Raw genomic sequence first — 10,330 nt, 5'->3', positions numbered from 1 at the left:
GAACACGCTGGGCAGCACGGCACTCGCCACCGCCTCCGGGTTGAACGCGGCGCCGGNNNNCCTGCTTCTCCAGGCTCCCGGCGCGCTGCTCCAGCCCGTCAAGCCGGCGGGCGTCCGCCCCCTGGGTCTCGGCCAGCCGTCGGTCGGCGGCGGCGAGTCGGTCGTCGAGCCGGTGGATCTGGTACGCCTGGAGGCCCGTGACCACGGCCAGCACCCCGGCCAGGACCAGCGCCACCAGTGGCAGCCGGCTGCGCCGGCCGGGCCGCTCGGTGGGCGACGGCGCGCCGAAGCCGGCCGGCGGTGTCGGGTACGACGGCCCGAAGGCCCCGTGCCCCGGCGTCGCCGGGCCCGACACCGGCGGCCCGAAGGCCCCGTGCCCCGAGGCGGCCGGACCGGACACGACCGGCCCATAGGTCTCGTACCCCGAGGTGGCCGGACCGGACACCGGCGGCGCGGCGTGCGACGAGCCGGGACGGGCCGGGCCGGAGGTCGGCTGGGTCGGCACGACCGGCGACGCCGCACGGGCCGGCGGGCCGGCGAGGTCGGTCTGGCCCGGGTACGCCGCACCGAAGGCTCCCGGAGCCGGGTAGCCGGCACCGGACGGCTGGGCCGACGCGGGGTGAGCCGCCGAAGCCGGGGAGGACGCCGATCCATGGTGCGGCGCCGACCCGGGGTAAACCGCCGAACCCGGATAGGGCGTCGCCCCAGGGTGGACCGTCGACGCCGGGTAGGGGGGCGGCGCGGGGGCCGGCGGCCGGGCCGGGTATCCGGCGGCGCCGCCCCAGGCCGGGTCGGGACCGCTGGCCGCGCGGCCGGCGGGCGTCGCGGGGTACGGGGGCGTTCCGCCGGGTGGTGCGATGCGCGGCGGCAGCGGCCCCGGTCGGTCCGTCGTCCCGTCGTCGGTCTGACCCGGAACACCGTCCCCGGTTCCGTACCCGCCTGCCATGATCGTCCGTCCTCCCCGGTCGGCTCCGCCGACTCCCCCGGCCGCCGCGGCCGGCACACACGCGTTCACGGCCCGATGGACCGTACCGGCGGAAACGGGGTTTGTCTTCCCCACTTTCCGACCCTCTCACGCCCATGCAACCCGACACCTTCCGGACACCTGGCCGACCTCTGGCCGACACGCGTCCGACCGGCTGCGCACACCGGATCGTCCGGCCTACTAGGGTTGCCAGGTGACCGACGAACCACCCCTGCGCCGTCGGACCGCCGAAAGCCGTACGGAAGAGATGTCTCCGCATCCGTCGTCGGCCGTGCCGGAGCCGGCGGGCGCGGGGACCGACACCGACGCGGGCGCAGCCGTCCCGCTGACCGCCCCACGCGACGGCACGCCCGCACCGGTGGCCACCCCGGCCGAGCTGGACGAGGTCGTGGCCCGTTTCGCGGCGGGCACCGGCCCGGTGGCCCTGGACGCCGAGCGTGCCTCCGGATACCGCTACAGCCAGCGGGCCTACCTCGTGCAGCTACGCCGGCAGGGCGCGGGCACCGCGCTGGTCGACCCGCTGCCGCTGCCCGACCTGTCCGCCCTCGACGCGGCGATCGCCGAGGCCGAGTGGGTGCTGCACGCCGCCAGCCAGGACCTGGCCTGTCTGGCCGAGGTGGGGCTGCGTCCACGGCGGCTGTTCGACACCGAACTGGCCGCCCGGCTGGCCGGGTTCGAGCGGGTCGGCCTGGCCGCGCTGACCGAACAGCTGCTCGGCTTCAGCCTGGAGAAGCACCACTCCGCCGCGGACTGGTCCAGTCGGCCGCTGCCGGAGTCCTGGCTGACGTACGCCGCGCTGGACGTGGAGCTGCTGGTCGACCTGCGCGACGCGCTCGACTCCGAGCTCGACCGGCAGGGCAAGTCCGGTTGGGCGGCGGAGGAGTTCGCCGCGCTGGTGCGTAACGGCGCCCGTCCGCCCCGGGTCCGCGCCGAACCGTGGCGGCGCACGTCCGGCATCCATCGGGTACGCGGGGCCCGCGCGCAGGCCCGGGTCCGCGCCCTCTGGTACGCGCGGGACCAGATCGCCGCCCGGCGGGACGCCGCCCCGGGCCGGGTGCTGCCCGACTCGGCCATCGTGGCCGCCGCCGAGCTGGATCCGAAGGACGAGAAGACGCTGCTCACGCTCCCCGGGTTCGGCGGTCGCTCGGTGCGCCGGCTGGCGCGTACCTGGTTGGCGGCGTTGGACGACGCACGCCAACTGCCGGACGACGCGCTGCCGGTGAGCCCGGTGGTGGANCCCCCCCCCCGCCGCACCGGTGGGCGGAGCGTGACCCGGTCGCGGCGGGCCGGCTGGCCCGCTGCCGGGAGGTGGTGGTCGGCACGGCCGGGGCGCACCGGCTGCCGGCGGAGAACCTGATCTCCCCGGACTCGGTCCGCCGGCTGGCCTGGCAGCCGCCGGAGGAGATCACCGACGAGACGGTCGCGGAGACGCTGCGGACCCTGGGTGCCCGCGAGTGGCAGCTCGCCCTGCTCCTGCCCGCCCTCACCCGGGCCCTGCGCACGCCCACCCCGTGACGCGTGTGGGGTGGGCCACAGCGGGAGTGGTGACGCGGTTGGTTACTGACGAGTAGCATGCGGGGAAATGGCCCTGCGAGGGAGGCTCCAAGTGCCCCGTGAAGTTCGGGACGTCGTCTTCGTCGACGGCGTCCGCACCCCGTTCGGCAAGGCGGGTGGGATGTACGCCAACACCCGCGCCGACGACCTGGTGATCCGCTGCATCCGTGAGCTGATGCGCCGCAATCCGCAGCTGCCGCCGGAGAAGGTGGAGGAGGTGGCCGTCGCCGCCACCACCCAGATCGGCGACCAGGGGCTGACCATCGGCCGCACCGCCGCCCTGCTGGCCGGCCTGCCCAAGACCGTGCCCGGCTTCGCCATCGACCGCATGTGCGCCGGCGCGATGACCGCCGTCACCACCGTGGCCGGCGGCATCGCCATGGGCGCGTACGACGTGGCCATCGCCGGCGGCGTCGAGCACATGGGCCGCCACCCGATGGGCGAGGGCGTCGACCCGAACCCGCGGATCGTCGCGGAGAAGCTGGTCGACCCGTCCGCGCTGGTGATGGGCGCCACCGCGGAGAACCTGCACGACCGCGTCCCGCACGTCACCAAGGAGCGCACCGACGCGTTCGCGCTCGCCTCGCAGCAGAAGACCGCCAAGGCGTACGCGAACGGCAAGCTCCAGGGTGACCTGGTGCCGGTCGCGATCCGCGACGACGAGGGCGGCTGGGGCCTGGCGACCGTCGACGAGGCCCCACGGGACACCTCGATGGAGAAGCTGGCCTCGCTGAAGACCCCGTTCCGCCCGCACGGCAAGGTCACCGCGGGCAACGCGGCCGGCCTGAACGACGGCGCCACCGCGGCGCTGCTGGTCGCCGAGGAGACCGCCCGCGAGCTGGGCCTGCCGGTCGGCATGCGGCTGGTGTCGTACGCCTTCGTCGGCGTCGAGCCCGAGGTGATGGGCGTCGGCCCGATCCCCTCCACCGAGAAGGCGCTGCGCATCGCCGGCCTGGGCATCGACGACATCGGCCTGTTCGAGCTGAACGAGGCGTTCGCGGTGCAGGTGCTCGCGTTCCTCGACCACTTCGGCATCGCCGACGACGACCCGCGGGTCAACCCGTGGGGCGGCGCGATCGCCATCGGTCACCCGCTCGCGTCCTCCGGCGTCCGGCTGATGACCCAACTCGCCCGGCAGTTCGCCGAGCACCCCGAGGTCCGCTACGGCCTCACCGCCATGTGCATCGGCATCGGCATGGGCGGCACCGTGATCTGGGAGAACCCGCACTGGGAGGGGGACAAGTGAAGGCACCCGACGAGGTGGTCACCAAGGCACTGCTGCGCCAGGTGAACGTACCGGGGCTGGACCGACCCGCCGCCCTGATCACGCTGGACAACGGCTTCGACCACACCAAGCCGAACAGCTTCGGCCCGGGCGGTCTGACCAGCCTGGACGAGGCGATCACCGCGGCCCTCGCGGCCGAGCCGGCGTTCGTCGCGGTCACCGGCAAGCCGTACATCTTCTGTGTGGGCGCGGATCTCACCAGCCTGCCGGCGCTCGCGGACCGGGAGCAGGCGCTGGAGATCGGGCGGCTCGGTCACCGGGTCTTCGCCCGGCTGAAGGACAGCGACGTGCCCACCTTCGCGTTCGTCAACGGCGCGGCCATGGGCGGCGGCCTGGAGCTGGCGCTGCACTGCCACTACCGGACGCTGTCCGCGGGCGCGACCGCCCTGGCGCTGCCCGAGGTCTCGCTCGGCCTGGTGCCCGGCTGGGGCGGCACCCAGCTACTGCCGAACCTGATCGGCATCCCGGCGGCGACGCAGGTGATCCTGCAGAACCCGCTGACCCAGAACAGGATGCTCAAGCCGAAGCAGGCCGCCGAGATGGGCATCGCGGACGTGCTGCTGGAGCCGGCCGACTTCCTGGAACGGTCCCTCGAATGGGCCGCCGGCGTGGTCCGGGGCGACGTCACCGTGACACGCCCGGAGGTCGACAAGGACATGTGGGCGGGCGTGCTCTACTTCGCCCGGCAGACCCTCAATGCGCGGCTGCACGGCGCGGTCCCGGCCGCGTACCGTGCCCTGGACCTGCTGGAGACGGCGAAGGACGCCGACTTCGCCACCGGCACCGCCGCGGAGGACGAGGCCCTGGCCGACCTGGTCTTCTCCGAGGAGCTGCGCAGCGGCTTGTACGCCTTCGACCTGGTGCAACGGCGGGCCAAGCGCCCGGCCGGCGCACCGGACAAGGGCCTGGCCCGGCCGGTCACCAAGGTCGGCATCGTCGGCGCCGGTCTGATGGCCAGCCAGCTCGCGCTGCTGTTCGCCCGCCGGTTGCAGGTGCCGGTCGTCATGACCGACCTTGATCAGTCCCGGGTGGACAAGGGTGTGGGTTACGTGCACACCCAGATCGAGAAGGCCGTCAGCAAGGGCCGGATGGACAAGGGTACGGCGGCCAAGCTCTACGGCCTGGTCTCCGGCTCGGTCGACAAGTCCGTGTTCGCCGACGCCGACTTCGTCATCGAGGCCGTCTTCGAGGACCTGTCGGTCAAGAGGCAGGTCTGGGCCGAGCTGGAGAAGATCGTCACGCCGGAGGCGGTGCTCGCCACCAACACCAGTTCGCTGTCGATCACCGAGATGGCCGCCGACCTGGAGCACCCGGAGCGGGTCGTCGGTTTCCACTTCTTCAACCCGGTCGCGGTGCTGCCGCTGCTGGAGATCGTCCGTGGTGAGCGGACCGACGACGCCACGCTGGCGACCGCGTTCGCGGTGAGCAAGCAGCTCAAGAAGTCGTCGGTGCTGGTGAAGGACGCCCCGGCGTTCGTGGTGAACCGGCTGCTGACCCGCTTCCTGGGCACCGTCTTCGCCGCCGTCGACGCCGGCACGCCGCTGGACGTGGCGAACAGCGCGCTGGACCCGCTGGGCCTGCCCATGCGTCCGCTCGCGCTGCTCCAGCTCGTCGGACCGGCCGTGGCGTACCACGTCGGCGGCACCCTGCACGCCGCATTCCCGCAGCGGTTCGACGTCAGCGAGAACCTCAAGCGGATCGCCGACTCGGGCCAGCCGATCGTGGTCGACGACCAGATCAACGACGAGGTCGCGAAGCTGCTCGTGGTCGGCGACCAGCCGCTCACCGCCGAGCAGGTCCGGCAGAACGCGCTGGACGCGCTGGCGCAGGAGATCCGGCTCATGCTCGACGAGGGGGTCGTCGCCGAGGCGCAGGACATCGACCTGTGCATGATCCTCGGCGCCGGTTGGCCGTTCCACCTGGGCGGCGTCACGCCGTACCTGGACCGCACCGGCACCTCCGAGCGGGTGACCGGCCGGCGGTTCCTGCCGCGCGGCGTGGCCAGCCCNCCCCGATCGCGGTGGTCGCGCGGTCCGTTCCGGACGGTGCGGCCACCGCGATCGGCTTTCCGGGTCAGGCCGACGCGGCGCGTTCCGCCGGGCCGCGGCAGACGCAGAACTCGTTGCCCTCCGGGTCGGCGAGCACCACCCAGCCGGTGCCGTCCGGCCGGCGCCGGTNCCCTCGGCCGGGTGCAGGTCGAGGTGGAACGCGCCCTTGCCGTGCCGCTCGCCCACCTCGACGAAGAGCAGGTCAGGGCCGTGGCCCCCGGGCGCGGCGAGAACCGCTTCCGGGTCGCCCGGGAAGTCGTCGTCGCCCAGCTCGCGGTCGAGCACCCGGGCCCACCAGCCGGCCAGGGCGTACGGGTCGTCGGACTCGACGGTCACGCAGTGGATCAGTGCAGTCACGGTGCTTCCTCCTGTGGGTGTTAAGCGGGCCCCCTCCTCTACCGAAAACGTTAAGAGGGGGCCCCGCCTTACCTCACGGGCCGAGGAAGACGGCCTTGGCGCGCCAGTCGGTGCCGTCGACGGCCGGGCCGCTGCGCACCGTGAACGTCGCCGTCGGGGCTCCGTTCGCCCAGTCGGTGGCCGACAGGTCGCCGGTCGCCCGGTTCACCTTGTAGAGCGTGCCACCGGCGACGAAGACGGCACCGGCGTCGGCCAGGCCACCCGACCCGGTCACCGTGAACCGGTCCGCGCCGACCGTGCCGCTGTCCGGGGTGAACCAGCGCCAGAACAGGCCGGCCTGCCCGGCGAGCGTGTAGTAGAGCCGCCCGTCGGAGTGGAACATGCCGGTCACGTTCGGGATCTCGGCGTAGAAGCCGGTGGTCGCTCCGACGTACGTCTGGCCGGTCGGGCCGGAGTCGGTGACCACGGTGTCCCAGTAGGCGTCGTGGTACGGGTCGACCAGGGCCGGGGTGCCGAACGTGGTGCCGTTGAACGTGCGCCGCCACAGCGCGCCGTCCATCCCGTAGAACAGCGTGCCGCCGACCCAGAACGCGCCGCGCGCGGTGGACCAGAGCGTGCCGTCCGGGTTCGCCACCGGGGCCGCCGCGCCGACCGTCGTCGTCCCGTCGTACGACCGGGCCCGCACCTCGTCACCGGTGCCGGGGGGCGGCGGGCCGGTCTTGACGATCTCGACGCCGTTCACCAGCGGGTTCTCCACCACGTGGCGGAACTCCAGGTCGACGCTGCCGTCGCTGACCACGGTGAACTCCCGCATCGTGCCGACGTTGTGCCCGACGCTGGCGGACAGGTCGAGGTCGTCGAGGACGACGGCGTCCTCCAGGGCCACGTCGAAGACGCGCGACCCGGTGGCGGCGGTGCCGTCGTACCGGTTGGCCAGGTAGAGCCGCACCCGCACCTCGGTGCCGGCGGGCACCGGGAACTGCCAGGTCATCTCCGGCGCGCCGCCCGGGTCGTACCGTTCGCTGTCGTAGATCGCGGACGGCGTGCCGGCCGGCACGGTGCTGTCCAGGGATCCGACCGCGCCGAAGCCGGCGGCGTTGTTGCCGCCGTTGTGGTACGGGCTGGGGTTGCCGCCGTCGTCGGCCGCCCAGTCCGGGCCGCCGTCGGTGGCGGCGACCGCCGACCCGCCGGCGTTGACCCGGTAGAGCACGTTCGTCGGCTTCGGCACGCCGGCCTGGTACACGGTGCCCGGCAGGGTGGCCGAGGTGGTCGGATGCGGGGCCAGGCCGCCGGCCAGCGGGAAGAACGCGATCCGCTCGCGGCGGTACTGGAAGTTGCCGATCCACGAGGTGTCGCCGCCGACCCAGAGCCCGGCCGGGGTGACCAGCAGCTCGGAGGCGCCGATGCCGCGCGGGTGCCGGCCCGGGTTCCAGGACAGCGGCAGGCCGGTACGCGGGTCGAGCGCGGCGATGCTGGCCCGGCCGACCGCGCCGGCCTGGGCGTTGTCGCCGCCGAAGCTGTTGTTCAGCCAGCGGAAGTGACCGCCGACGTAGATTGCCCGCTCGCTGACGGCGACGGACAGGAACGTGTCGCCGCCGGTGTAGTCGATCCAGGTCGGTTGCTGTTCGGTGCCGGTCGCGGCGGTCTCCCACCGGGCCGCGGCGTCGCAGAGCGTGCCGCCGTTCGGCGAGCCGGTGGTGACCACCACGAAGTAGCTGCCGTCCGGGGCGAACGCGATGTCCCGCATGTACGAGTCGAACGCCCACCACGCGCAGCGCGGCGTGTAGCGACTGGTGTTCCAGTCGGCCACGGTGGCGGCGCCGGCGCCCAGGTCCAGCTTGACGATCTGGTCGTGCACCACGTCGTCGGCCTTCTTGAAGTTGCCGATCACCACGAGGGTGGTGCCGTCCGGGGAGACCGCCAGCTTTTCCGCGCCGACCCCGGCGTTGGAGCCGCTCACGCCGTCGTAGTTGTGGTGCTCGGTCAGCGTCGTGGTGAGGTAGCCGTCCACCGCGCCGGTGCTGGCGTTCAGCGAGGCCAGCCCGCCGCGCGGGGTGGTGTTGCCGGCGGTGGTGAAGATGCCGCCGACCAGCAGCCGGTTGCCGACCAGGGCGATGTCGTTGACCAGCCCGTTGAACGCGGGGCCGGCGAAGCTGGTGACCAGCGCCCCGGTGGCGACGTTGAGCAGCGCCACCTTGCGCCGGGTCACCCCGTTGACGGTGTTGAACTTGCCGGCGACGAAGACCGTGCCGGGGGTGGGGCCGGCGACGACGGCGTACACCTCGTTGTCGACCGTCGGCGCGAACGCCGTGTCGACGGTGCCGGTGGCCTTGTCGAAGGCGAGCAGGTAGTTGCGGGTGATGTCGACGGCGACCCCGCGGTTCTGCACCCGGGTGAACGAGCCGGCCACGATGATCTTCGTGCCGGCGTCGTGGATCGCGTCGACGGTGCCGTCCTGGATGTTCGGCGAGGCGGTGGCGGGGGTGGCCTTGACCACGGTTGTGTGGTCGGGCGCGGCGCCGGCGGGCGCGGCCGGGGCCAGGCCGGCCGCGGTGAGCACGACGGCGGCGAGCGCCGCGAGGGCGCGGCGGCGCGGGGCCGAGGGGTGGGTCACGGGCAGCTCCTGAGTGGGCGGTGAGGCGTGTCGCACCGCTCACCCTGGGCCACGGCCGCACCGCCGTCCAGCGCCGGGCGACCTTTCTGGCCGACCACCGCGTCGCCACGACCGTCCACCCTGGCCGACCGCGCGGGACAGCCGGTCCGCGCCGCACGATCAGGTGGGGCCGGGTGTACGGCCGGGCGGCGCGGATCGGCGGTCAGGTGGCCGCCGGCGGGTCGGCGGACGGGAGGGTGACGGTGACCTCCAGGCCGCCGCCGGGCTGGGGAACCGCCTTCACCGTGCCGCCGTGCGCGTCGCAGACCGCCCGCACGATGGACAGGCCGAGGCCGGAGCCGCGCGCCCCGGTGCGTTCCTGCCCGCCGCGCCGGAACGGCTCGAACAGCCCCGGCACGTCGGCGGGGGCGACCTCGAAGCCGGTGTTCCCCACCACCAGCCAGGACCGCTGCCCGTCGGTGCCGGTACGCACCNCAGCCGGTCGAGCAGCCCCGGGTCGCCGACCACCGGCGCGGGACGCAGCGAGGTGTGCACCTTCAGGCCGATCCGCTCGACCTCGCGGGCCACCGCGGAGAGCGCGTTGGCGGTGCCCACGGCGAGGTCGCACTCGGCGCGGCGGGCCAGCCGCCGGCCGGTCTGCGCCTCGCTGCTGGCCAGCACCAGCAGCGCGTCGACCAGGCCGTTGGCCCGTTCCGAGGCCTCCCGCACCACGCCGGCCATCCGCCGGTACTCGGCCAGGTCGGCGTCGTCGTCGCTGAGCGTCACGTCGATCTCGGTACGCATCACCGCCAGCGGTGTGCGCAGCTCGTGCGAGGCGTTGGCGACGAACCGCTTCTGCGCCTCGAACGCGGCGGTGATCCGGTCCAGCATCGCGTCGAACGTCTCGGCCAGCTCGGCCACCTCGTCGTCCGCGCCGGACCAGCCGATCCGCTCGTTGAGCGTGGCCTCGCCGAGCCGGCGGGCGGTGGCGGTGACCTGGTGCAGCGGGCGCAGGGCGCGGCCGGCCACCAGGTACGCCCCGGCGACGCCGACGACGCTGATCGCCAGCAACGCCAGCAGGCCCTTGAGCAGCAGCTCGCGCGACGCGGCGTCGACCAGTCGCTGCTGCCACTGCCCGGCGTCCAGGGTGCGGCCGTCGGTGAGCACCACCGTGGTGCCGGGCAGCAGCTCGTCGGTGGGGCGCAGCGCGTCGCGGACCAGCAGCCAGGCCAGCAGCACCAGGATCGCCCCGGCGCCGACCAGCAGCACGCCGTTGAGCAGCGTGAGCCGCAGCCGCAGCGTCGGCCGTAGCCGCCGCGTACCCATCAGGATGCCTCGATCCGGTAGCCCGCGCCGACCACGGTGTCGATCAGCGGCGGGTCGCCGAGCTTCTTGCGCAGGGTCATCACGGTGACCCGGACGATGGTGGTGAACGGGTCGGTGTTCGCGTCCCAGACGCGTTCCAGCAGCTCCTCGCTGGAGACCACCGCGCCGCGCGCCCGCAGCAG

At 73.9% G+C, this 10,330-nt stretch carries 3 protein-coding genes and 4 pseudogenes; 3 read left to right on the top strand and 4 right to left on the bottom strand.

What is annotated here, in order from left to right; translation table 11 throughout:
• Positions 1–1,178 precede the first annotated feature (1,178 nt).
• The 3 genes and pseudogenes from B1205_RS00705 to B1205_RS00695 all read left to right on the top strand — a co-directional run.
• Positions 1,179–2,500 (top strand): annotated as a pseudogene (locus B1205_RS00705) (HRDC domain-containing protein).
• A gap of 91 nt (positions 2,501–2,591) precedes the next feature.
• Positions 2,592–3,785: a thiolase family protein gene (locus B1205_RS00700; protein ID WP_089153834.1), complete on the top strand. Its 1,194-nt coding sequence runs from the start codon at positions 2,592–2,594 to the stop codon at positions 3,783–3,785.
• A pseudogene (locus tag B1205_RS00695) lies at positions 3,782–5,836 on the top strand (3-hydroxyacyl-CoA dehydrogenase NAD-binding domain-containing protein); the annotation flags it as partial. The gene B1205_RS00700 and the pseudogene B1205_RS00695, both read left to right, overlap by 4 nt.
• Before the next feature lie 61 nt (positions 5,837–5,897).
• Here B1205_RS00695 and B1205_RS00690 read toward each other — a convergent pair.
• The 4 genes and pseudogenes from B1205_RS00690 to B1205_RS30535 form a co-directional block, all read right to left on the bottom strand.
• Positions 5,898–6,229 (bottom strand): annotated as a pseudogene (locus B1205_RS00690) (VOC family protein).
• A gap of 73 nt (positions 6,230–6,302) precedes the next feature.
• Positions 6,303–8,843, bottom strand: coding sequence for a malectin domain-containing carbohydrate-binding protein (locus tag B1205_RS00685; protein WP_089153833.1), 2,541 nt, complete (start codon positions 8,841–8,843; stop codon positions 6,303–6,305).
• A gap of 202 nt (positions 8,844–9,045) precedes the next feature.
• Positions 9,046–10,148: pseudogene (locus B1205_RS00680) on the bottom strand (sensor histidine kinase).
• A partial coding sequence (locus tag B1205_RS30535) for a winged helix-turn-helix domain-containing protein (RefSeq protein ID WP_254909606.1) occupies positions 10,148–10,330 on the bottom strand: 183 nt, incomplete at its 5' end. The gene B1205_RS30535 and the pseudogene B1205_RS00680, both read right to left, overlap by 1 nt.

This window comes from Micromonospora sp. NBS 11-29, assembly GCF_002140155.1.
In the GTDB taxonomy this organism is placed as follows: Bacteria; Actinomycetota; Actinomycetes; order Mycobacteriales; family Micromonosporaceae; genus Micromonospora.
Note: the sequence above shows the minus strand (reverse complement) of the source record. Positions and strands in the feature narration are given on the sequence as shown.